General features: G+C 70.2%; 19 protein-coding genes and 2 pseudogenes. 10 read left to right on the top strand and 11 right to left on the bottom strand.

The annotated features are described in order from the left end of the window. Positions 1-143 precede the first annotated feature (143 nt). Positions 144-1,463, bottom strand: a complete 1,320-nt coding sequence (locus tag ACF1B9_RS35240) for an MFS transporter (RefSeq protein ID WP_391739299.1) — start codon at positions 1,461-1,463, stop codon at positions 144-146. On the opposite strand from ACF1B9_RS35240, the gene ACF1B9_RS35235 reads away from it, so the two are divergent. Both ACF1B9_RS35235 and ACF1B9_RS35230 read left to right on the top strand, forming a co-directional pair. After that, a complete protein-coding gene (locus ACF1B9_RS35235) occupies positions 1,396-1,557 on the top strand; it encodes a hypothetical protein (protein WP_391739342.1) in 162 nt (53 codons plus the stop codon). The two genes, ACF1B9_RS35240 and ACF1B9_RS35235, sit on opposite strands and share 68 nt — an antisense overlap. Before the next feature lie 155 nt (positions 1,558-1,712). Next, a complete protein-coding gene (locus ACF1B9_RS35230) occupies positions 1,713-2,492 on the top strand; it encodes a TetR/AcrR family transcriptional regulator (RefSeq protein WP_391738485.1) in 780 nt (259 codons plus the stop codon). Between the two features lie 91 nt (positions 2,493-2,583). Here ACF1B9_RS35230 and ACF1B9_RS35225 read toward each other — a convergent pair whose 3' ends face one another. From ACF1B9_RS35225 to ACF1B9_RS35215, 3 genes are read right to left on the bottom strand one after another with little or no spacing between them, the layout of a single operon-like run. Further along, positions 2,584-2,835 carry a DUF397 domain-containing protein gene (locus tag ACF1B9_RS35225; RefSeq protein WP_391738483.1) on the bottom strand — a complete coding sequence of 84 codons (252 nt, stop codon included), beginning with the start codon at positions 2,833-2,835 and terminating at the stop codon, positions 2,584-2,586. Beyond that, entirely contained in the window at positions 2,828-3,019 is a 192-nt protein-coding gene (locus tag ACF1B9_RS35220; protein WP_391738482.1) for a DUF397 domain-containing protein, read from the bottom strand. Before ACF1B9_RS35220 ends, ACF1B9_RS35225 begins: the two co-directional genes overlap by 8 nt. An 11-nt stretch (positions 3,020-3,030) precedes the next feature. Further along, on the bottom strand, positions 3,031-3,882 hold the full coding sequence (locus ACF1B9_RS35215) for a helix-turn-helix transcriptional regulator (protein ID WP_391738481.1): 852 nt from the start codon (positions 3,880-3,882) through the stop codon (positions 3,031-3,033). Positions 3,883-4,093: 211 nt separating this feature from the next. On the opposite strand from ACF1B9_RS35215, the gene ACF1B9_RS35210 reads away from it, so the two are divergent. Both ACF1B9_RS35210 and ACF1B9_RS35205 read left to right on the top strand, forming a co-directional pair. Then, entirely contained in the window at positions 4,094-4,555 is a 462-nt protein-coding gene (locus ACF1B9_RS35210; RefSeq protein WP_391738479.1) for an ATP-binding protein, read from the top strand. Between the two features lie 245 nt (positions 4,556-4,800). Next, a complete protein-coding gene (locus ACF1B9_RS35205) occupies positions 4,801-6,306 on the top strand; it encodes an endonuclease/exonuclease/phosphatase family protein (RefSeq protein ID WP_391738478.1) in 1,506 nt (501 codons plus the stop codon). Positions 6,307-6,510: 204 nt separating this feature from the next. Here ACF1B9_RS35205 and ACF1B9_RS35200 read toward each other — a convergent pair whose 3' ends face one another. Both ACF1B9_RS35200 and ACF1B9_RS35195 read right to left on the bottom strand, forming a co-directional pair. Next, positions 6,511-8,469 (bottom strand): transglycosylase domain-containing protein, encoded by a 1,959-nt coding sequence (locus ACF1B9_RS35200; RefSeq protein WP_391738477.1) that lies wholly within the window; start codon positions 8,467-8,469, stop codon positions 6,511-6,513. A 221-nt stretch (positions 8,470-8,690) separates the two neighbouring features. Next, positions 8,691-9,317 (bottom strand): HAD family hydrolase, encoded by a 627-nt coding sequence (locus ACF1B9_RS35195; protein ID WP_391738475.1) that lies wholly within the window; start codon positions 9,315-9,317, stop codon positions 8,691-8,693. A gap of 119 nt (positions 9,318-9,436) precedes the next feature. Here ACF1B9_RS35195 and ACF1B9_RS35190 point away from each other — a divergent pair, with 119 nt between their 5' ends. The 4 genes from ACF1B9_RS35190 (at position 9,437) to ACF1B9_RS35175 (ending at position 13,494) form a co-directional block, all read left to right on the top strand. Next, entirely contained in the window at positions 9,437-10,447 is a 1,011-nt protein-coding gene (locus ACF1B9_RS35190) for a FecCD family ABC transporter permease (RefSeq protein WP_391738474.1), read from the top strand. Then, positions 10,444-11,523, top strand: coding sequence for a FecCD family ABC transporter permease (locus tag ACF1B9_RS35185; protein ID WP_391738472.1), 1,080 nt, complete (start codon positions 10,444-10,446; stop codon positions 11,521-11,523). The genes ACF1B9_RS35190 and ACF1B9_RS35185 overlap by 4 nt, the downstream gene beginning before the upstream one ends. Continuing rightward, complete coding sequence (locus ACF1B9_RS35180; protein WP_391738470.1) at positions 11,520-12,392, top strand: ABC transporter ATP-binding protein; 873 nt, start codon at positions 11,520-11,522, stop codon at positions 12,390-12,392. Before ACF1B9_RS35185 ends, ACF1B9_RS35180 begins: the two co-directional genes overlap by 4 nt. Positions 12,393-12,513: 121 nt before the next feature. Continuing rightward, positions 12,514-13,494, top strand: coding sequence for an ABC transporter substrate-binding protein (locus ACF1B9_RS35175; protein ID WP_391738468.1), 981 nt, complete (start codon positions 12,514-12,516; stop codon positions 13,492-13,494). A 159-nt stretch (positions 13,495-13,653) separates the two neighbouring features. On the opposite strand, the gene ACF1B9_RS35170 is transcribed toward ACF1B9_RS35175, so the two are convergent. Continuing rightward, positions 13,654-14,769 (bottom strand): hypothetical protein, encoded by a 1,116-nt coding sequence (locus ACF1B9_RS35170; RefSeq protein ID WP_391738467.1) that lies wholly within the window; start codon positions 14,767-14,769, stop codon positions 13,654-13,656. Between the two features lie 75 nt (positions 14,770-14,844). On the opposite strand from ACF1B9_RS35170, the gene ACF1B9_RS35165 reads away from it, so the two are divergent. Beyond that, positions 14,845-17,304: a helicase-associated domain-containing protein gene (locus ACF1B9_RS35165; protein ID WP_391738466.1), complete on the top strand. Its 2,460-nt coding sequence runs from the start codon at positions 14,845-14,847 to the stop codon at positions 17,302-17,304. A gap of 230 nt (positions 17,305-17,534) precedes the next feature. Here ACF1B9_RS35165 and ACF1B9_RS35160 read toward each other — a convergent pair. Together ACF1B9_RS35160 and ACF1B9_RS35155 are read right to left on the bottom strand one after the other, a co-directional pair. Then, positions 17,535-17,846: pseudogene (locus ACF1B9_RS35160) on the bottom strand (RloB family protein); the annotation flags it as partial. After that, positions 17,779-19,224, bottom strand: coding sequence for an ATP/GTP-binding protein (locus ACF1B9_RS35155; protein ID WP_391738465.1), 1,446 nt, complete (start codon positions 19,222-19,224; stop codon positions 17,779-17,781). The pseudogene ACF1B9_RS35160 and the gene ACF1B9_RS35155, both read right to left, overlap by 68 nt. Before the next feature lie 143 nt (positions 19,225-19,367). On the opposite strand from ACF1B9_RS35155, the gene ACF1B9_RS35150 reads away from it, so the two are divergent. Further along, positions 19,368-21,011, top strand: a complete 1,644-nt coding sequence (locus ACF1B9_RS35150) for a DNA repair helicase XPB (RefSeq protein WP_391738463.1) — start codon at positions 19,368-19,370, stop codon at positions 21,009-21,011. A 6-nt stretch (positions 21,012-21,017) separates the two neighbouring features. Here the strand turns inward: ACF1B9_RS35150 and ACF1B9_RS35145 are convergent, their stop codons facing one another. Then, positions 21,018-21,431 carry a hypothetical protein gene (locus ACF1B9_RS35145; RefSeq protein WP_391738462.1) on the bottom strand — a complete coding sequence of 138 codons (414 nt, stop codon included), beginning with the start codon at positions 21,429-21,431 and terminating at the stop codon, positions 21,018-21,020. 83 nt (positions 21,432-21,514) lie between these two features. Further along, positions 21,515-21,697 (bottom strand): annotated as a pseudogene (locus ACF1B9_RS35140) (hypothetical protein); the annotation flags it as partial. Positions 21,698-21,777: the final 80 nt, after the last annotated feature.

The following is a 21,777-nucleotide window of genomic DNA, read 5'->3' as shown; positions in this document are numbered from 1 at the left end:
TCGTTCTGCTGCCTGGATGCGGGATGCAAGTGAACGGCGCGGGCGCCTGCGCTGTGCACCGATCTCCGGGTGTGTCGATACGGCCCGCGTGCGTTCGCGGTGACCGACAACCGCCATCCCACGTGTCCGGCGGAGCGTGTCGGTCACTGGCCTTGGCCGTTGTAGGCGTGGCGTGGCAACAGGAAGGTGAGCACGAACGCGACCAGAACGAGACCGGCGCTCAGGTACATCGCCGTCGAGGCGGCGTCACGGAACGCCTCGATGTGCGTGCGGGCGGCGGACGTGCTCAGACCGTGGAAGAACGTCGTGCCCAGCAGCGCAATGCCGAACGCTCCGCCCAGCTGCTGCACCGAGGTCAACGCGCCTGAGGCGGAACCGGCCTCACGGGCGTCCACACCGGCGAGAACGATGTTGAAGAACGGCGCCATCGTGAGTCCCATCCCCACTCCCAGCAGACCCAGGGCAGGTGCCATCGAGACGATCCCGATGCTGTCGCCGGCCAGGTGCAAGGTGAGTGCGAAGCCACCGAAGCCGGCCATGGTCATCGCCTCGCCGAGGAACATCAGCCCGCGACCGAATCGAACGTTCAGCGGCCGGGACACAACGAAGCCGATGATCATTCCCAGTGCCTGGGCAAACGTCGCCAGACCCGCTTTGAACGGGGAATAGCCGAGGCCGACCTGGGCCAGGAGCGCGAACACCACCGAACAGCCCATCAGTGCGCCGAAGAGCATGAGACCGGTTGCCAGGCCTGCGGTGAACGCCGGCTTGGCGAACAACGACGGCGCGATCAATGTGCTCCGGCCCCGCCGCTGCCGGAAACGCTCGACAACTCCGAAGGCACCGAACAGCCCGAGCCCGCCGGCCATCGACAAGTAGGTCCACCACGGCCACCCGAGTTCGCGTCCCTGGATGAGCGGGTAGATCAGCATGACCATGGCAGCCGAGGCAATCGCGCCGCCGACCAGGTCGAGCCGCCCGCGGCAGGGCCGGGACGCCGGAAGGAGCACGAGACCAGCGAGACCGGCGCACACGCCGACCGGCACGTTGATCGCGAAGATGGCCCGCCACGACCAGCCGAACAGGTCGAGGTCGATGAGCCAACCCGCCAGGATCGGGCCCGCCACCGCCGACAGTCCCATCACCGGACCGAGCACGCCGAACGCGGTCCCGGCTTCCTTCGGCGGGAACATCTCCTTGATCATCCCGAGCCCTTGCGGAATCATCAGCGCCCCGAACAGGCCCTGCAGTGCCCGGAAGGTCAGGAGCATCGCGGCGTCCGGCGACAATGCGCACGCCAAGGACATCGCCGTGAAGCCGGCCATGCCGATCATGAACATGCGGCGACGACCGAACACGTCACCGAGCCGCCCGCCGATCAGCAGGCCCGCGGCCATGGCGATCGTGTACGCGGCACCCAGCCACTGGATCAAGGTCTGCCCGCCGCCCAGGTCACGCGTGATGCTCGGGCCCGCGACCGAGGTGACGAGCGAGTCGAGCATGTCCATCACCTGCGCGGCGAGGATCACCCCCAGGGCGCGCCGGCGCAGCGGGTAGGCCTTCGCAGACGCGGACGCCGAGGCATGCCCCTCGGCAGAGACCGTAGTCATGTCTTCCCCAGATCTGGACGAGAAGAGGTTCACGATCACTGATCGTAAAATCGACGAACAGTGTTCTTCACGAACAGTGTTCGTGTCAACTATGCTTCGCTCATGCCTCCCCAGAACCCACCCCGCAAGGCGGTGCGCTCGCCTGGCACCCCCGCCCGCGGCTCAGCCCGGCGACGCCACCGCGCCCTTGGTCGGGATGCGATCGTCCAGGTGGCCCTCCAGATCGTCGACACCAAGGGAATCGACTTGGTCTCGATGCGGAGCGTCGCGGCAGAGTTCGACACCGGCCCCGCGAGCCTCTACGTCTACTTCGACAACAAGGACGCGCTACTGCACGCTGTTCTCGACCATGTCCTCGACCAGATGCCGATACCCGAGGGCGAGGACTGGAAGAGCATGCTGCGCAACCACGCCCACACCAGCCGCGCCCTCCTGGCCCGTCACAACGATCTGGCCCGGCTGACGTTCGCGCACATCCCCAACAGTCTGCGCATGTTCGACGCCGCGGAGGCGCTGCTCAAGAGCATGATCGAGTCAGGCGTGCCGCCTCGTGCCGCCGCCTGGGCCCTCGACCACCTCTCCGTCCACGTCGCGAGCACTGTTTACGACGCCTACCTCAAACGGACACGCTTCGGTGACGACAGCGGCCGCGACCCCGAAGAACTCCGCGCAGCCCAGTTCGTCGCCGGGGTCGGCCGGGCCTTCGCCGCCACATCGCCCACGCGCTTCCCCTACCTGATCAAAAACGCGGACGCCCTCATGGCCGGAACCCAGGACGACCGCTTCGCCTTCAGTATCGACACCCTCATCGCCGGCCTCACCGCGTACGACGGGGCCGCCCTCACGTCCGGCGATCACATGATCGAGCGACCTCGTCCGTGAGCGCGACGACGATCCATACCCGGCCCAGGAATGTGGGCCGTGATGGCGCCGCACAGTCGTTCGGAGCGATGAGGGGCGTTGCCCGGTGAGGTCAGGCCGGGGCCACCGGGGCTTCGCCGTCGAGTTCGGCGAAGTGGTCGAACTCGCCGGCCACGACGCCCTTGGCGAAGGCGTCCCATTTCGTCGTGGTCGTCGTCACGACGTTCCCGGGGTCACTGGTCTCCCGTAGATGGACCTGGTCGTCCGGGCCGAAGGCGATCTCGATCCAGGGGCCGGGGCCCTCCTCGCCCTCGGGGGCGGCGCGGATCCAGGTGAGGTCGGCGGAGATGCGAGGGTCAGTCATGGCGGTGGCTCTCCTTGACGGCGCGTACAAGGGCTGTCCACACAGCGGGGGTGGTGCGGAGTATCGCCCCGGTGGGGTCGCTGCTCTCGGTGAGTTCGACCGTGCTGTTGCTCGCGGCGACGTGCACGCACGAGTCCCCCTGAGCGCAGTAGGACGACTTCTGCCAGTGGTCGTACGTGGGCATGAATGCTCCCCTCACAGGTGCTGACTGATGTGGTGGATGAGATCCCGGGTGTCTTCCGGCGACAGCGCCGCCTCCTCAATCCTGCTGAACAGGGTCCGGTAGTTCCGGAGTTGGGTGTCGGCATCAAGGAACGCGAGGCCGTGGGACTGGTCGAGGTGGACGGTGTCCAGCTCGGGGACTGGACCGCACGCGTAGTAGATGGACTGGCCTGAGCCTGGAATGGCGCCCGCCTTGAACGGGATGACCTGGATGGTGATGTGGTCCTGCCCGCTCATGTCGAGGAGGTGCTGCAGCTGCGCCCGTGTCGTCTCGGAGCCTCCGACCTCGGTACGCAGCGCCGCCTCGTGGATGAGCGCCTGGTACGGGGTCGGCTCCGCCCCGCACAGCACTGCCTGTCGCTTCGTTCGGAACGAGACACGGTGCTCGACGTCCGAGGGCGGAAGCTTCGGGACGTGCTGCCGGAAGATCTCCCGCGCATGGTCGGCGCTCTGGAGCAGCCCGGGAATGTGTGCCGTGATGGCGCCGCGCAGCCGTTCGGCGTGGTGTTCCAGTTCCGCAAGGTCCAGGAGAGGTGTCGGCAGCAGCTCTTGGTACTCGGACCACCAGCCGGGCTTCCGGTCCTTGACCATGTCGACCAGGGCTTCGATGAAGACATGGTCGGAGCACTCATAGTTCTGCGCCATGGCGCGCAGCCGCTCGCCGCTCACTCCGAACCTGGCGGTCTCGATGTTGCTCAGCTGCCCCTGGCCGATGCCATGCAGTCGGGCGGCCTCGGTGGCCGTGAGACCGGCACGCTCACGCAATTTGCGCAGTTCGGTAGCGATTCGGATGCGCCGACCGGTTAGGGGCGATCTACCTGCCATGTAACTCCTCCTTTGCGGGGTTGAGTTCGACTCATCACTCACACGAGGGGATCTGCATGCAGTTTCCTCATTGCAGCGCAAATAGAACTTGCAGAGAATCTAGTCTCTGACTCAGGCCACCCGCCCGGAAGTACCCCGCTCGACGGAGCGGCCTCGTCACCGGGTAACCGGAAACCCATGATTCAACTTCCCTCCGTGAACGGAGACTTCCATGGTCAGTGCCACGGTATCCCCGCCCTGGGCGTACACCCTCCAACTCCCGCAGGATCCCCGCGCCCCCGGAGTGGCCCGCTCCACCCTCCGCACCGTCCTGCGCGTGCACGGCATGGGTGAACTCATCGAGATCGCCGAACTGTTGGCGAGCGAACTCGTCACCAACGCGTATCTGCACTCCTCGGGGGCCTACTCCCTGCGCCTGCGCGATGCCGGGCGCAGCCGTGTCCGGCTGAGCGTATGGGACACCAACCCACACATCCCCGCCCCCTTCCGATGGAGCGCCGAAGCACCGGAGGAGCTCGCCGAGCGCGGGCGGGGGCTGTACCTCGTCACCCTCTACGCGGAGAGCTGGGGCGCCCACCCCATGGGGACCGGACTGCCGGGGCAGGGCGGGAAACTGCTCTGGGTGGAATGCGCGGCCAAGACGGAAGAGGCTCCGTCGTACAGCGTTCAGTGAACCCGCACCTGCCTGAAGAGCTCGTTTCTCATGGTGTGACGACCCGCCCCCGTCACGGCCCGGCCAGTGGTGCGGGCGCCCCTCGTCGGCCGGGTCGCGAGAACCATGAACGCTCCGGGACCGGGCATGCCGCTCCGTGTGTCGACCAAGGCACTGACCACTGCGGGCTCGGCCCGACGGCGGAGTCGCCGCGGGCGAAACCTATGATCTGCTTTTCATTTATTCATGCATGAGAAGGAGGGGGCATGCGCCGTACGTTGAGTTTTCTGATCGCGCTGCTTGCCTTGATCGCGGGCGTATCGCTCGCATCGGCACCTGTGGCCTCGGCCACGGACGTCTCAGCGGATGCTGTGGATGTCGCGAAGTCGGCGGGGCAGAAGTGGGCACTGCGGTCGGTACTCACGGGCAGGTACGTCTCCGTGGAGTTGAACGACACGGATCAGTACGAATGGCGGATGAAGGCCAGGAGCGAGAAGGTCGGTTCCTGGGAAAAGTTCACGCTCCACACCAACCACGCGGGCACGACGATGAGTCTGCGCTCGCTGGTCACGGGCTTCTTCGCGACCGCCGAGTACGAGGACGCAGGTGACCGCAACGGCATGCTTCGCGCCCGGGGCTACCGGCTGGGCAGCTGGCAGCAGTTCACGGCGCACTACTCGACCCCGCCCGCGTTTCTGAACTCCCCTGCCGGCTCGGTGGGCGTGTCCTTCGAGTCCGTCGACGAGTCGGGATACGCCGGCAGGTGGGTGGCCGTGACAGGGGACGGCACGCTACGTGCCATGACACTGACCCCGGGCGAGGAAACACGATTCGTGCTGGAGCCGGTCGACGCTCCGACCGAGGCGCCGTACGCGGGATCGGCTCCCGCGTCGAGCCTGAACGTGATGACCTGGAACGTCTGCGCCAACGCCAACAGGAACTGCGGATGGAACCAGGCTCCCTACCAAGGAGAGGCCGGGTACCAGGAACTCAACGACGCGATTCGCGAACGCCTGGTCAGCTCGGTCATCGGCGGATATCCGGACGTCATCTTCTTCCAGGAGTTCTGTGAGAAGCACGCCAAGCGTGTCGAGGAGATGCTGGAAGCCCAGACGGGCAGAGGCTGGGACGTGAGGTTCGCGCCCATCCACAACCGCGTCGGCGGCAGCCCGCTCATCCAGAAGCAGTGCGCCATGGGCGGTGAGTCGAACGCCGACCGAGGCGCCTACGGCATCGCTCTGGCCGTCCCGGACGAGAACACCTGGTACAGGCGGTACGAGCTCACGTCGCCCGCCGACAAGGAGCAGCGCACGGCCCTGTGCGCGTCCATTCCGTCCCGCGCGGTGATGGCATGCACCGCCCACTTCAGCGCCGGCAAGGGCTATGACGACAACGACGGCTCGTGGCGTACCAAGCAGGCCGTGCAGCTGCGGGACCTCGCCAACACGTTCAAGGCAAAGGGCTACCGGCCCGTCTTCGGCGGCGACCTGAACCTGGTACCGCCCGTCCCGGACGCGACCGTCGACGAGGGCGGCCCGAGCACGGCGCTCAATCCGGTCTACGACGCCTACCAGGAGTGCGGCCAGCTGAACGGGCTTCTCTCCCCGCGCACCGGAAAGCCGACCGCCAACGCCGACGCCAACGGCAACCCCACACGCAAGCTCGACTACATCTTCGCGCCGCACACGTTCTCCCGGTGCTCGGTCTCCGCCACCGCGGGCAAGTCCGACCACTGGACCCTGTACGGCGCTGTGCCTCTGCCGGCCGTCTGATCCCGTTCCGAGGCGATGTGGGGGCTGGGCGGAGATCCGCCCAGCCCCCGGCGCGTCTGCGCGGTATCGAGTGTGGGTACCGGTCCGCGTACGTAGTACACGGATTGCCCCGAGCCCGGACAGTACGTGGCCTCGAAGGGGATCACTCGGACGGTGGCGTGGGGACGCTCCCTCTCGTCGGGGGGATCGCGAACGGGGGTGGGCCTACCTCCCCGTGGCGTAGGCGCTCCAGATCCGGAGCGGGAAGACATTGCCGCGCCCCGAATCGGGTCCGCCCACGCCCTGCATTCCCAGCAGTTGAGGGGTGCCCGGCTTGCTGCGGAACATCGTGACGGCCGTGGTCAGCCCCTTGGTGTGGCCGATGAACCAGGCCGACTTCATCCGGTCGTCCTCGCCGGTCGTGCCCGCCGCGAGGTCGTCGGCAGCCTCGGGCCTGGCGAACGTGGCGAACTTCCCGTCCTGCCCCAGCCTCGTCCGGGCCACCGCCCCCAGGGTGTTGTTCACATCGTTGGCCACCGAGGCGTCCATCGCGCGCCGCAGCTCGGGCTTCCCGAAGCCCTCGACCACCTCGCCGTCCCGGGTCATCCTGGTCACCGAGTAGGGATCGGCCCTCATACCGTCGTTGCTGAAGGCGGTGTACGCGTCCGCCATCCTGACCGCGCTCGGTGTGGACGTGCCGAGGGGAAAGGACTTGTCCAGGCGGGCCAGGCTCTCCTCGTGCAGCCCGGCCGATACCGCCAGTTCCTTCACCTTCTTCAGCCCGATGCCCTTGCCGAGCAGCACGAAGGTTGCGTTGGACGACTTGACCAGCGCCTCGCGCAGGGGCGTCGGCGCCGTGACCATCACCTGGCCGGGACCGGCACCCGACGGGGCGGGGACCGCCGCGTACGGGCCGTCCTTGATCAGACGCCCCTCACTGTCGTAGCCGCTGTCCAGGGTGATCCCGTCGCCGTGCTGAAGGGCCGCTGCCAGCACGAAGGGCTTGAAGGCCGAGCCGACGGGGACGCCCGCGGTGTCGGCGTTGTTGGCGAAGTGGGTGACCGCGTCGGCTCCGCCGTACACCGCGACCACGGCCCCGTCGGACCGCACGGATGCGGCGCCGACCTCGACGTACTTGTCCTCGGGGCGCTTCTTGGGGTCGAGGTCGCGCTTGCGCACGCTCCGCACAGCCCGTTCCAGCTGCCCCACCCTGGCCTTGTCGAAGGTGGTGTGCACCCGGTAGCCGCCCCGGAAGAGGTCCTTGTCGGTCAGGCCCGAGCGCTTCTTGATGTACTTGTTGGCGATGTCGACGAGATAGCCGGTCTGGCCGCCGAGGCTGGTCGGCTTGGCGGCCGGCCTCGGCTCGGGGAACTTCTGGTACGCGGCCCGCTCGGCCTTCGTCATCGTGCCGATCTCCACCTGCCGGTCGAGGATCCACTCCCAGCGGTCGACGGCGCGTTCGTGGTTGCCTTTGCCGCCTGCGGGGTCGAACTGCTCCGCCCCCTTGAGCAGGGACGCGAGCAGCGCCGCCTGGCTGGGGTCGAGGTCCTTCGCGGGGATTCCGTAATACGCCTGCGCCGCTGCCTGGATGCCGTAGGCACCGCGGCCGAACCAGCTGGTGTTCAGATATCCCTGGAGGATGTCCTTCTTGCTCTGCTTGTTGCTCAGCTTCAGCGAGATGAAGAACTCCTTGAACTTCCGGGTGGCCGACTGCTCCTGGCTGAGATAGGTGTTCTTCACGTACTGCTGGGTGATGGTGGAGCCGCCCTGGGTCTCACCGCCTTTGACCATGCTGACGGCCGCGCGGGCGATCCCCTTCGCCGATACCCCCGAGTCGGAGTAGAAGGTCTCGTTCTCGGCGGCGATGACCGCGTGCTCCACCGAGTCGGGTATGTCGGCGAGCGTGACGTTCTGCCGATCGACCGCGCCCACGCTCACCATCTGGCTGCCGTCCGCCCAGTAGTAGACGGTGCCCTGCCTGCGCGCCTCGGTGTTCTCGTCCGGGATGTCGACGGATGCGTAGACCACGGCGAACAGCCCGGCCAGCGCTCCGGCTCCGAGCAGGATCCCGCTCAGCGCCTGCCGCCACGAAGGGACCCAGCGGCGCCAGTTGCTTCTCCCCCGGCGGGGGTAGTCGACACGGAACCCCCGAAGGCGGATCGGACGGATGGGGCGTCGGGCCATGCTCCGGCTCCTCGTTCACCGTCCCGCACCGGTGTGGCGCGGGCTTGTGAGAGGAGATGTTCCGGATCGCGATCAGGTTGTCCCGGAGCCCCGTCCGACACGGGTGGCGACCCGAGGACGAAGCACAGCGGCCGTCGGCAGCCAGGTGGATCGGGGGCGTCAGCCCGCCCCGGGAGCGTCCGGAGGCATGGCCGCTCAGTGGATCCGCCCCGCCGAAGGCCCTACGCCGCTTCCCCGTCCAGGTACCCGTCCAGCCAGGACGGGAACTCCGACAACGAGGACAGGACGACGTCCGCGCCCGCCGCCCGGAGCTCCTCCGCGTCGCACGGGCCCGTGGCGACCGCGACCGACAGCGCCCCTGCCGTGCGGGCGCCGCGTACGTCGCCGGTGTGGTCGCCCACGTACACGTGCGCGCCGTGTTCACGCAGCGCCCGGCCCTTGGCCTCCGCCCACAGGCCGCCGATGACCGCGTCGGGCTCGATCCCGAGGTGGGCGAGGTGGAGCTCCGCGCTCGGCCGGTGCTTGGCCGTGACGACTATCGCCCGGCCGCCCCGCTCACGGATCGCCGCGATCGACTCCCGGGCGCCCGGCAGCGCGGGGCTCGGGGTGATGGCGTAGGTGGGATAGATGTCCCGGTAGCGGTCGGCGGTGGCGGCCACCGCGTCGGCCGGGAACCAGTTGCGCAGCTCGTCGTCGACGGGCGGCCCGAGCCTGCTCACCACCAGGTCCGCGTCGATCGGCGTCCCCGTCTCGGCGGAAAGGGCCAGGTAGGCGGCCTTGATGCCGGGCCGGGTGTCGATGAGCGTCATGTCGAGGTCGAAGCCGACCATCAGCGGGTGCGAAGGCATGAAGCCCATTGTCGCGTGTGGCGGGTGCAGGGCGTTGGCGGTACGGGCCCTCGGTCGCCGAACCGGCGGTGCTTAGACTTAGCCAAGCCTAACTTTGCTTCACCTTTCGATTGGGTCCCATGTCAGCCGTCGCACCACGCCGCCCCAGACGCGCACTCGCGACAGCGGCGGCCGTTGCGGCGCTGCTGGTGGCGGTCCTTCTCAGTCTCGCCGTGGGGGCCCGTTCCATACCCCCGTCCGAGGTGATCGACGCCCTGCTGCACGGCGGGCACTCCGACCCCGCCGAAGTCATCCGGAACATGCGGGTACCGCGGACCCTGATCGGGCTGATGGTCGGCGCGGCACTGGCGCTCGCGGGCACGGTGCTCCAGGGCATCACCCGTAATCCCATCGCCGACCCCGGCATCCTGGGCATCAGTCAGGGCGCCTCGGTGGGCGTGGTGCTGGCCATCGCGTACGCCGGAATCCACACCCTGACCGGGTACGCGTGGTTCGCGTTCGCGGGGGCCGCGATCGCCTCGGTCGCCGTGTACGCCGTCGCCTCCAGCGGGCGCGGAGGCGCCACCCCCGTGAAGCTCGCCCTGGGCGGAGCCGCGATCAACGCGCTGCTGGTGTCGGTGACGACGGCGGTGCTGACGACCAAGGCGTCCGCGCTGGACGAGTTCCGCTTCTGGCAGGTCGGCTCCATCGCCGGGCGCGAGGCCGATGTGGCCCAGCAGATCTGGCCGTTCATGCTGGTCGGGACCGTGCTCGTGCTGTCCGTCGCCCGGGGGCTGGACGCGCTGGCGCTCGGCGAGGACGTGGCGAAGGGCCTCGGGCAGAAGGTCGCCGCGGTACGGATCGTCGGCGGCATCGGGGCCACCGTGCTGACCGGTGTCGGTGTCGCGGCGGCCGGTCCGATCGCGTTCATCGGGCTCGCCGTCCCGCACATCGCCCGCGCGATCGTCGGCAGCGACCACCGCTGGGTGCTGCCGATGGCGGCGCTGATCGGACCCGTCATGCTGCTCGTCTCCGATGTCGTCGGCCGTGTCCTCTTCCCGCCGAGCGAGGTGCCGGCGGGCGTGATGACGGCACTGATCGGTGTTCCGTTCCTGGTCGTGCTGGTGCGCCGGAAGGCGGTGCCCGCATGAGCGGCACCACGGTCCGGGTGCGGCCCGCCGGGTACCACGTCGTACGGATCGGGGCGCGGGGCCGGTTCCTGCTGCACCGGCGCGCGGCCGTCGTCGCCGCGGCCCTCCTCGTCGCGCTGGCCGCCCTCTGTGTCGCGTATCTCTGCGTCGGCGAGAGCTTCGTCGCGCCCGGCGAGGTCGTGAAGGTGATCCTCGGGCAGCCGTCCCCCGACGAGCTGGTCGTCGGCACGCTGCGACTGCCACGGATGGTCGTGGGGCTGCTGGTCGGTGCGGCGTTCGGGATCGCCGGTGCGCTGATCCAGACCGTCGCCCGCAATCCGCTGGCCAGCCCCGACATCATCGGCATCAGCCAGGGGGCGAGCGCGCTCACGGTCGGCGCGATGACCTTCGGCGTCACCTCGTACACCGTGCTGCCGTATCTGTCCGTCATCGGCGGGGTGGCCGCGGCGGCGCTGGTGTACGTCTTCGCCTGGCGCGGCGGACTGCACGCGACCCGCTTCGTCCTCATCGGTATCGGCTTCGCCATCGCGCTGCGGTCGGTGACCACGCTGTTCATGACGAAGGGCGACTATCTGGTCGCCCAGCAGGCGCAGGTCTGGATGACCGGCTCGCTCAACGGCCGCGGCTGGTCCGAGGCCGCGCCGATCGGCTGGACGCTGTTGATCCTCCTGCCGGCCGTCCTGTGGGCGGCGCGGGCCCAGCGCACCGTCTCGATGGACGACGACACCGCGACGGCGCTCGGGGTGCGTCTGGGACGCGTACGGCTGGGGCTCGTCGCCCTCGGCGTGATCCTGGCGTCCGTGGCGACCGGGACGGCCGGGCCGGTCGACTTCGTGGCGCTGCTCGCGCCGCAGATCGCCCGCCGGATGACCCGTACCGCGCAGATCCCGCTGTTCTGCTCGGCGCTGCTCGGCGCGGTGATCGTGGTCTTCGCGGATCTGCTGGCGCGCAGGCTCTTCTCGCCCACCGAGCTTCCGGTGGGCGTTCTGACGGCGGCGGTCGGCGCCCCGTATCTGATCTGGCTGATCGTCCGAGGTCACGGCGGCGGCCGCGGCCGTAGTGGAGGCACCGCATGAGCTCGACCCGTACGTCCGACGCGCCTGACGCGCCCGAGGCCGCGGCGACCACGGCCGGCCGGCTCACCGCACGAGGGCTGACCCTCGCGTACGAGGACCGCACCGTCGTGCGCGAACTGGACCTCGATGTGCCCGACGGCCGGGTCACCGTGATCGTCGGGCCGAACGCCTGCGGCAAGTCGACCACCCTGCGCGCGCTCGGCCGGCTCCTCAAGCCGCGCGGCGGGGCGGTGCTCCTGGACGGCACCGAACTGTCGAGGATCCCCACGCGGAGGATCGCCCAGTCGATCGGGCTGCTGCCGCAGACCCCGGTCGCCCCCGAGGCGATCACGGTCTCCGACCTCGTCGCCCGCGGCCGGCAGCCGCATCAGCACTGGTGGCAGCAGTGGTCCCAGGAGGACGAGCGGGCGGTGACGGAGGCGATGGAGCGTACGGACGTCACCGCGCTCGGCGAACGGTCGGTGGACGAGTTGTCCGGCGGGCAGCGTCAGCGGGTCTGGATCGCGATGGCGCTCGCCCAGGAGACCGATCTGCTGCTGCTCGACGAGCCGACCACGTACCTCGACATCGCGCACCAGGTGGAAGTCCTCGACCTGGTGCGTCGGCTGACCGCCCCGGCGGCGGACGGCACCCGCGGCCGGACCGTCGTCACCGTGCTCCACGACCTCAACCAGGCCGCCCGGTACGCGGACCACCTGGTCGCCATGAAGGCGGGCCGGATCGTCGCCGAGGGCCACCCGGACGACATCGTGACCGCCGATCTCGTGCGCGAGGTCTTCGGCCTGGACGCGGTGATCGTCCCGTGCCCGGTGACGGGTTCGCCGCTCGTGGTGCCGGGTGCGCCGTGGCAGGCCACGCCGACGGCGTGAACCGTGCCCCGCTCCCGGCCCGGGTGGGTGTCCGGCGGGCCCGGGGCCCGGCTGCCCCGCAACGGCTCACCGCCGGTACACCCGTGACCCAGCACCCGGCCCGACCGACGAAAGGCAGTCCATGACCACCTTCACCCGCCGCCGCGGCCTCACCGCCGGCGCCCTCGCCCTGTCCGGCGCGCTCGCGCTCTGTGCCTGCGGTTCCTCGGACCCCGGCAAGGACTCCGGTGCAGCTGCCGCCAGGACCCGCTCCGTCAAGACGGTCATGGGCGACGTCGAGGTCCCCGTGGCCCCCCGACGCGTCGTGGTCCTCGACACCGGTGAGCTGGACTCCGCACTCAGCCTCGGCGTACGGCCCGTCGGGGCGACGCACTCGGCGACGGAGGACGGCTTCCCCTCCTACCTGCCCGAGAGCCGCACGAAGGGCATCAAGGAGGTCGGCGACATCGCCAACCCCAACATGGAGACCGTCGCCTCGCTGAAGCCGGACCTCATCCTCACCAGCAAGGTCCGTGACGGTGACCGTTACGAACAGCTCAGCGCCATCGCCCCCACCGTGATGACGGAGTCCACCGGATCCGCCTGGAAGGAAAACTTCCGGCTGCACGCGGACGCGCTCGGCAAGCAGGCCGAGGCGAAGAAGGTCATCGCCTCGTACGACGCCCATGTCGCGAAGGTGACCGAGGCGATCGGCGGCAAGGAGAAGGCGGCTGCCACGGACGTCAACTTCGTCCGCTTCGTCGAGGGCGCCGACATCCGCATCTACGGCAAGCAGAACTACATCGGCTCGATCCTCGCCGACGTCGGCATGGGCCGCCCCGCGATCACCGACAAGGCCGAGGACGGCTTCTCGTACGACGTGTCCCCCGAGAAGATCGACCTCGCGGACGCGGATGTCGTCTTCACGTCGACGTACGGCGACCCGGACAAGGCGGGTGCGACGAAGACGATGAGCGGCGGCCTGTGGAAGGGGCTGACGGCGTCCAGGAACAAAAAGGTCTTCAAGGTCGACGACCGCCTGTGGATCGCGGGCATCGGCTACACGGCCGCGGACAGGATCCTCGACGAGCTGCAGGCCGACCTGATGATCGTCACCCCGTAGCTGCGGAACCGACGGTGCGCCGGGCCGGCTTCACGACACTGTCCGTAAGCCGACCCGGTCCGTCGGCTGCGGGCCGCGGAGACGGTGGGCCGGACACCGGCCCGACACCTCAGGACGAAACGCAATCCATGGGATGAAACACCGGGAGAGAACGACCTCTCAGCCCGCGCGCCTCCGCGCCCGCCACACCAGGAACACCGCCGACGCCACGGCGGCCGTCCGTACCACCACCGGCCAGACCCCGCTCAGCGCCTGCGCCATCCCGTCCTCCGGGATGGGTTCGCCCCAGCGGCCCGTCGTCCGGCCCCACAGCCAGACCAGGGCGCCCGCCACGACCACGCCCGGCAGCCCCATCGCGGCCCACTTCGCCTCCGCGCGGGAGAGCTTGCGCGAGCTGTACGCCAGCAGCCAGCCGCCGGCCAGGGCCGGCCAGGCGCCCATCACGGCGCCCGCGACCAGCAGCGCGGCGGCGAGCAGCAGCAAGGGGTGGGAGAAACCGCGGCCCGTCGCACCGCCCTCGCGCGCGGCGCGGCGGCCGAGCCCCGGGAACCGTCGGCGGCGCGGGGCCTCGCCGGGACCGTCGTCCTCGGCGGGACCGTCACCGCCGTCCGGCTCGTCGTACTCCGGATCACCGTCACCCGTGCGCGGACGCGGCACGGCGCCCCCGCCCGGGGACGGCGGCTTCATCATGTCCGGGATCTCGACACCGCCGACGAACCCCGGTACATCGACCCCGTCACCGAACGGCGCCGGCTCGACGCGCCACCAGTCGGGCTCGTTGCCGGACCGGCCCAGCTCGTCCGAACCGGCCATGTGCGGCGGCGAGGGCACCCGCCCGGCCGGTTCCGGGGCCGCGGACGGTGCGGACTCCTCGGCACGCCCCGCCTCCGCGTCCGAGAACTCCCCGTCCGAGGTCTCCGCCCGCACCGGCGACGCGCCCCGGCCGGAACCGTCTTTCCGGAGCATTCCCCGGCGCGGCCGGGGGATGCCGCCGCCCTCCCCCACGACGGGTCCCGGCCCCTGCGGCAGCTCCACCGTGCCGTCCGCCGACGCGGCCGCCGCGGCGACCAGTTCGTCCGGCGTGCCGAGCCTCCCGATGATGCGGCGGACCACCGCCGGAGTGTCCCCGGACTGCTTCTCGCGCTGCCGGTCGATCTCGCCCCGGAGCGTCGCGACGAGCCTCATCCGGGCTCCCGAGGACAGCTGTTGCTGCTGCGCCAGGTCCCCGACCCGGCTCAGATAGTCGTAGACGAGCTGGTCGCTCTCGATGCCCACGTGATGGTTCCCCTCTGCGGCCCTGCACCGACGGTAGCGCCCTCAGGCCTGTCCGGAACGACTACCGTGGGACGGATGGGGACGACCACACCACCGCGGACGCTCGCCGAGGCCCTCCGCGCCCGGGACGACGAATCGCTGGCGGGGCTGCTGCGCGCCCGCCCCGATCTCCTCACCCCCGTGCCGGGCGACATCACCCAGCTCGCGACGAGAGCCGGCACGCGTGCCTCCGTCGTACGCGCGCTGGAGCACCTCGACCGGTTCGCCCTGCAGACGGCCGAGGCGCTCGCCGTGGCTCCCGACCCCGCCCCGTACGAGACGCTGCTCGGCCTCCTCACCGGCGACGGCCGGGACGACGGCGAGCCCCGGGGCGGCGCTGACACGGCGATCGGGGACGCGCTGCCCGCCGCCCTGGACACGCTGCGCGAACAGGCCCTCGTCTGGGGCGAGGACGACCGGCTGCGGCTGGTGCGCACCGCGCGCGAACTCCTCGCGCCGTCCCCGCAGCACCCCTCCCCCACCGGCCTGGGCCCGACCGTCGCGGAGGCGACCGCCGGGATGTCGCCGGGCCGCCTCCAGGAGATCCTGGCGGCGGCCGGTCTGCCCACCACCCACGATCCGGTCTCCGCGGTGACGTCCCTGTCGGCGCTCTTCACCGACCGGGCCAGGATGGGCGAGCTGCTGGACACCGCCCCCGCCGAGGCCCTGTCCGTGCTGGACCGGCTGGTGTGGGGGCCGCCGTACGGGGAAGTGACCCCGAACCCCACCCCGCCGGTGAAATGGCTGCGCGACCACGGGCTGCTGCTGCCCGTGTCGACCCGCACCGTGGTGCTGCCGCGCGAGGCCGCCCTGCATCTGCGGGCCGGGCGCGCCCACCGGGTGCCGGAACCGCGTCCGCCGGCCGTGGAGGCGGTCGCCCACCGTGATCCCCAGGCTGTGGACAGCGCCGCGGCCGGCCAGGCGTTCCTGGCGGTGAGCACCGTCGAGGAGCTGCTGAAGAACTGGAACGGCGGCGGGCCCGCGATACTGCGGGCCGGCGGCCTCAGTGTCCGCGACCTGAAACGGACCGCCACCGCCCTCGACGTCTCCGAGCCGGTCGCCGCGTTCTGGACCGAACTCGCCTACGCGGCCGGGCTACTGGCCTCCGACGGCGAGGCCGACGAACGGTACGCGCCGACGCCCGCCTACGACGACTGGGCCGAACTCCCCGCCCAGGACCGCTGGGCGCGCCTCGCCACCGCCTGGCTCGCCGCGACCCGTACGCCCGGACTGGTCGGCGGCCAGGACGCCAAGGGCCGGGTCCTGTCCGCCCTCGGCCCCGACCTCGACCGCTCCGCCGCGCCCGAGGTCCGCCACCGGATCCTGGCCCTCCTCACCTCCCTGGAGCCGGGCACCGCCCCCGACCCGGAGACCGTGCTCGCCCGGCTCCGCTGGGAACGCCCGCTGCGCGGCGCGTCCGCCTCCGTCGGGGACACCACCGACCTGCGGTCCCGGATCGCCCTGTGGACGCTCAACGAGTCCGAACTGCTCGGCATCACCGGCCGCGGCGCACTCGCCGCGCACACCCGCGCCCTGCTCGACTCCGGCCCCGCCGAGGCCGCCGCGCTGCTCGCGCCCCTCATCCCGGAGCCCCTGGACCACGTCCTGCTCCAGGCCGACCTGACGGCCGTCGCCCCCGGTCCGCTGGAGCGCCCGCTGGCGGACATGCTCTCCGCCCTCGCGGACATCGAGTCGAAGGGCGGCGCGACGGTCTACCGCTTCACCCCCGGCTCCGTGCGCCGGGCCCTGGACGCCGGACAGTCCGCGGCCGACCTGCACGCCTTCCTCGCCGCCCACAGCCGCACGCCGGTGCCGCAGCCGCTCAGCTACCTCATCGACGACGTCGCCCGCCGCCACGGCCATCTGCGGATCGGCGCCGCCTCCTCGTACGTGCGCTGCGACGACGAGGCCGTGCTGAACGAGATCCTCGCCGACAGGCGCTCGGCCACACTGCGCCTGCGCCGCCTGGCACCGACGGCCCTGGCCGCCCAGGTCGACCCGGGGTCCCTGCTCGAAGGGCTGCGGGAGATGGGCTACGCGCCGGCCGCCGAGTCCGCCGAGGGCGACGTCCTGATCACCCGCGCGGGCGCCCGTCGCACGCCGCCCCGCACACCCCCCGTCCCCGTGCCCGAGGGCCCTCCGGTCCCGGACGCGACCCTGCTCGGCGCGGCCGTCCGGGCGATCCGCGCCGGGGACACGGCCGCCACGGTGGTCCGCAAGGACCCGGCCGACGCGCCCGCCGCCACGCCCGGCTCCCTGCCCCGTACGACCTCCGCCGAGACCCTCGCCACCGTCCAGGCCGCCGCGATGACCGGCTCGGCGATCTGGATCGGCTACGTCAACGCGGACGGCGCGGCCAGCCAGCGCGTCATCGCCCCGGTCCGGGTCGAGGGCGGCTTCGTCACGGCGTACGACCACACGGCCGACGAGGTCCGCACGTACCCGCTGCACCGGATCACCGGAGTCGCCGAACTGGCCGACGGCGCCTCGTCCTGACTCATCCGGCGCCCGGCGCGGGGCGGCCGGGTCTCAGGCCCGGCCGTACCGCGCCGCCTTCAGCAGCCCCACCAGCCGGTCCACGTCCGTCCACGGGTTGTGCGCGCGCCCCTGTGTCCCTCGTTGCCGCAATGACATCGCGCGGTCCCTGGCCTGTCCGTATCCCTCCTGCAGGGATTGGTGAGCGCCACCGCGATCCCATTCCGTTCCGCCAGCAGCAGCGCCTCATCCAGACCTGGATGCGGGACCGGCGCCTCGACATCGATGACGCACCAGACCTCATCGTACTCCATCCACCGGTCCTCCGGAGAACGGACGGCCCGCTTCTTGTGATCGATCGCCGCACGTACGAGCGACTTCGGCTCTCCGTGCTCACCTCCGAGGCGAATGGCCACCGGGAGAGTACGTAATTCGGCTCTCAGGCCCTTGAAATATTGGTCCTCCGTGCGTTCCCCCTCGCAGTAGATCAGAAATCTACGCTGCTCCGGATGCACGCCTCCCGCCCGCTTCAGCGGCTTCCCCCGCTTCACGTCCACCCCCATACCGGAACGCCGCGGTCATGTCCCGCAGCAGTTCGTCGTCCAAGTGCGGCACTGCCCCATAGCGTCCGCCCAGATACCGCTTCTCCAGGTTCTCCGCGGAGTCACGCACCGAGAACTCCGTCATGGGGAACAGCCGCGTGGCAAGTGTCCGCGGGTCCTTCTCCGTGAACCACACCTGGTCCCTGAAGAGTTCGGTCCGGACGTTCCGGCCGAGCAGGGCCGCTTCGTGCGTGCTGAACACCAGTTGTGCTCCTGCCCGATTGATCTCGGGCGACTGAAACATGCCGACCAGTGCATCGACCAGGTACGGATGCAGACGCGCGTCGAGCTCGTCGACGCAGAGCACGCCGCCGCCCGTCAGCGTGGTGATCACGGGGCCGATCAGACCGATCCAGGTGCGCGTTCCACTCGATTCGGACGCGAGATCGAGTGGGAAGACTCCGTCCGCCGTCCGGTGTTCGACTCGCACTTGCTGGCTGCGGTCCTGCTGGAAGTGGACGTTGTCGCCCAGCGCTTCCCGCAGAGCCTGGGTGATCCGCTTGTGATCCTCCCTGGCCGCTTCGTCCCATTCCTCGATCTCCAGCCCGGACACCCCGAGGTCCGCAAAGCGGAGAAGGGCCATCACAGGCGCCGCTTCGTGCTGGTCACGGTTGTCGAGACAGAGGCGGACCGTCTGGTCGAGACGTTGCGGAAAATCGTGGTCCGTCGCGATCCGCAAGCCGAACCGGAACCAGCGGAACACCTGCCCGAGCTGATCGTGTCCCTGGGCCGCCGCAACCGAAAGATAGAGACTGTTCGGCCGCAACAGCTCGGCGATCAGCTTGCGCCGCCCGGTGAGCCAGCGCCCGAAACTGACGACGCCGTCGGATCCGCGCTCGTAGAGGCGGCGCTGTCGGCCCTCGGGGTAGTAGTAGAGCCACTCCTCGGTCACCCGGTCGTCATCGACGGAGAAGCCGAACTGGTGATGCACTCCGTCCACGACGAAGTCGACGGCGAACGAACTGGGATGTGCCGACGCGTCCCGCCGGAGCGCGAACGGCCGACGCGGAACTCCGCCGCTGGGATCCCAACGGCGGAAAGACGACAGCACTGCCGATCGCATCCAGCCGAGGGAGTCGATGACGTTCGACTTCCCGGAGGCATTGGTGCCGTAGACGGCCACGACGGGAACCGTGTGGTGATCACCACCCGGCACCTGGGATTCGGCCCGCTCCGGATGGCGGTCGGTGGCGACAAGAGAGAGCTCCTGCTCCTCCCGGAGCGAAGCATGATTCGTCACCTGGAACCGAAGCAGCATTACGGCCCCTCCAAGCATCGAATGACGTCGTTTGCCAATCACTCTCGTCAGAAATTGACAATACTGCCTAGCAAACGACATTGCATAGGCTTGTCACCCTTCCGGGGCGGTCCACTTCCCACGCATCGGCTCGCCCCCGGAGCCCGACCGGTCCTGCGCCGGATGCGGCACACTGGACGTTTGGCCGTTCCCGGCCGTCCCCGCAGCAGAAAGGGCCGACGCGCGTGACCGGACCCCTCATCGTCCAGAGCGACAAAACACTGCTCCTGGAAGTCGACCACGACCAGGCCGATGCCTGCCGACGGGCCATCGCGCCCTTCGCCGAGCTGGAGCGGGCGCCCGAGCACATCCACACCTACCGGCTGACCCCGCTCGGGCTGTGGAACGCGCGCGCCGCGGGGCACGACGCCGAGCAGGTCGTCGACGCGCTCGTGCAGTACTCGCGCTACCCCGTTCCGCACGCGCTGCTCGTCGACATCGCCGAGACGATGGCCAGGTACGGCCGCCTCACGCTCTCCAAGCATCCGGTGCACGGTCTGGTCCTGACCTCCACCGACCGGCCCGTGCTGGAGGAGATCCTCCGGTCGAAGAAGGTCCAGCCGCTGGTCGGGGCGCGGATCGACCCGGACACCGTCGCCGTGCACCCCTCGGAGCGCGGACAGATCAAGCAGACGCTGCTGAAGCTGGGCTGGCCCGCCGAGGACCTCGCGGGCTACGTGGACGGCGAGGCGCACCCCATCGAGCTCGCGGAGGACGGCTGGGCGCTGCGGCCGTACCAGAAACAGGCCGTCGAGGGTTTCTGGCACGGTGGCTCGGGCGTCGTCGTACTGCCCTGCGGTGCGGGCAAGACGCTGGTCGGGGCCGGTGCGATGGCACAGGCCAAGGCGACCACGCTGATCCTGGTGACGAACACCGTCTCGGCCCGGCAGTGGAAGCACGAGCTGGTGAAGCGGACCTCGCTGACCGAGGACGAGGTCGGCGAGTACAGCGGTACGCGCAAGGAGATCCGGCCGGTCACCATCGCCACGTACCAGGTGCTGACGACCCGTCGGAAGGGCGTCTACCCGCATCTGGAGCTGTTCGACTCCCGCGACTGGGGTCTGGTGATCTACGACGAGGTGCATCTGCTGCCCGCGCCCGTCTTCAAGTTCACCGCCGATCTGCAGGCGCGGCGGCGCCTCGGTCTCACGGCGACGCTGGTGCGTGAGGACGGCCGCGAGTCGGACGTCTTCTCGCTGATCGGGCCCAAGCGGTTCGACGCCCCGTGGAAGGAGATCGAGGCGCAGGGCTACATCGCGCCCGCCGACTGCGTCGAGGTGCGCGTCAATCTGACGGACTCGGAGCGGCTCGCGTACGCCACCGCGGAGACCGAGGAGAAGTACCGGTTCTGTGCGACGACCGACACGAAGCGGAAGGTGACGGAGGCGCTCGTACGCAAGCACCGGGGCGAGCAGACCCTCGTCATCGGGCAGTACATCGACCAGCTCGACGAACTGGGTGAGCATCTGGACGCCCCGGTGATCAAGGGCGAGACGAGCAACGCCCAGCGCGAGAAGCTCTTCGACGCGTTCCGGGAGGGCGAGCTCAGCGTCCTCGTGGTGTCGAAGGTCGCGAACTTCTCCATCGACCTGCCGGAGGCGACCGTCGCCATCCAGGTGTCGGGGACGTTCGGTTCGCGGCAGGAGGAGGCGCAGCGGCTCGGCCGGGTGCTGCGGCCGAAGGCCGACGGGCACGAGGCGCGCTTCTACTCGGTGGTCGCCCGCGACACGATCGACCAGGACTTCGCGGCGCACCGCCAGCGGTTCCTGGCCGAGCAGGGGTACGCGTACCGGATCGTGGACGCGGACGAGCTGCTGGCCGACGGCTGAGGGGAGTCAGCCGCCGAGCGTCAGGAGCAGGGCCAGGCCGCCCGCGGCCGTCAACCCCGGCAGCACAGCGATCAACGCCGCCCACCGGCGGGCGGCGGCCCAGCCGGGACGCCACGGCAGCACCCAGGCGGCAATCAGGGCGAGCGGCGTGACGAACGGGGTCGCGTACAGCCCGTAGCCCATGAGGCCCAGGGGAACCGTGATGTCCGACGGGCAGTTGTCCGGGCCGCAGCTGTCGGTGGCCATCACCGCGAAGCCGATGGCGAACATCCCGAGGCAGGTCAGGAAGGAGGAGAGGACCGTGGCGACCGTGGCGACGATCCAGGCGTTCGGGCTGCGTGCGGGGACGGCGGGACGCGTCGGGGCAGAGCCGGCCGGGACTCGCGGGACGGCGAAGGCGTGAACGTGGTTGCGCTCCATGCCGCCACCCCATCGCGGCGCAGGGCCGGGCGGCCTCCGGTCATCTACTCATACCGGGACTCATGCGGGGAGGTGGCGCGTACTCAGTGCTCGCGGCGGTGGACGCCCGCCTCCTCCGCGTACTCGCCGAGGACGACGACGCCGAACGCGGCGCGGGCGTAGACCTTGACGGCGCGCAGGGCGTCGCCGACGTGGTGGGTGTACGGGTGACCGGTGGCCGCCGTCGCGCCGTGCGCGGGACCGGTCCTGCGGGGGTTTTCAACTGCTGGGCATCGAGGTCGGGTAGGTGAGCGTAACCATGTGCGAGTGAGTGTCGTTGTCAGGGCGTGAATCTGACGGAGTGGGC

The organism is Streptomyces sp. NPDC014727, from assembly GCF_043083485.1.
GTDB lineage: Bacteria > Actinomycetota > Actinomycetes > Streptomycetales > Streptomycetaceae > Streptomyces.
The sequence above is the reverse complement of the archived record's forward strand: the minus strand, read 5'-3'. Positions and strand labels throughout refer to the sequence as shown.

What these genes read in the sequence shown, in the direction of transcription:
- ACF1B9_RS35225 (WP_391738483.1), bottom strand. Translation starts at nt 2,835, where the DNA reads ATGACTGACCCTCGCATCTCCGCCGACCTCACCTGGATCCGCGCCGCC.
- ACF1B9_RS35215 (WP_391738481.1), bottom strand. Translation starts at nt 3,882, where the DNA reads ATGGCAGGTAGATCGCCCCTAACCGGTCGGCGCATCCGAATCGCTACC.
- ACF1B9_RS35205 (WP_391738478.1), top strand. Translation starts at nt 4,801, where the DNA reads ATGCGCCGTACGTTGAGTTTTCTGATCGCGCTGCTTGCCTTGATCGCG.
- ACF1B9_RS35195 (WP_391738475.1), bottom strand. Translation starts at nt 9,317, where the DNA reads ATGCCTTCGCACCCGCTGATGGTCGGCTTCGACCTCGACATGACGCTC.
- ACF1B9_RS35200 (WP_391738477.1), bottom strand. Translation starts at nt 8,469, where the DNA reads ATGGCCCGACGCCCCATCCGTCCGATCCGCCTTCGGGGGTTCCGTGTC.
- ACF1B9_RS35210 (WP_391738479.1), top strand. Translation starts at nt 4,094, where the DNA reads ATGGTCAGTGCCACGGTATCCCCGCCCTGGGCGTACACCCTCCAACTC.
- ACF1B9_RS35155 (WP_391738465.1), bottom strand. Translation starts at nt 19,224, where the DNA reads ATGTCGTTTGCTAGGCAGTATTGTCAATTTCTGACGAGAGTGATTGGC.
- ACF1B9_RS35185 (WP_391738472.1), top strand. Translation starts at nt 10,444, where the DNA reads ATGAGCGGCACCACGGTCCGGGTGCGGCCCGCCGGGTACCACGTCGTA.
- ACF1B9_RS35230 (WP_391738485.1), top strand. Translation starts at nt 1,713, where the DNA reads ATGCCTCCCCAGAACCCACCCCGCAAGGCGGTGCGCTCGCCTGGCACC.
- ACF1B9_RS35190 (WP_391738474.1), top strand. Translation starts at nt 9,437, where the DNA reads ATGTCAGCCGTCGCACCACGCCGCCCCAGACGCGCACTCGCGACAGCG.
- ACF1B9_RS35175 (WP_391738468.1), top strand. Translation starts at nt 12,514, where the DNA reads ATGACCACCTTCACCCGCCGCCGCGGCCTCACCGCCGGCGCCCTCGCC.
- ACF1B9_RS35235 (WP_391739342.1), top strand. Translation starts at nt 1,396, where the DNA reads ATGGCGATCGTGTACGCGGCACCCAGCCACTGGATCAAGGTCTGCCCG.
- ACF1B9_RS35180 (WP_391738470.1), top strand. Translation starts at nt 11,520, where the DNA reads ATGAGCTCGACCCGTACGTCCGACGCGCCTGACGCGCCCGAGGCCGCG.
- ACF1B9_RS35220 (WP_391738482.1), bottom strand. Translation starts at nt 3,019, where the DNA reads ATGCCCACGTACGACCACTGGCAGAAGTCGTCCTACTGCGCTCAGGGG.
- ACF1B9_RS35165 (WP_391738466.1), top strand. Translation starts at nt 14,845, where the DNA reads ATGGGGACGACCACACCACCGCGGACGCTCGCCGAGGCCCTCCGCGCC.
- ACF1B9_RS35145 (WP_391738462.1), bottom strand. Translation starts at nt 21,431, where the DNA reads ATGGAGCGCAACCACGTTCACGCCTTCGCCGTCCCGCGAGTCCCGGCC.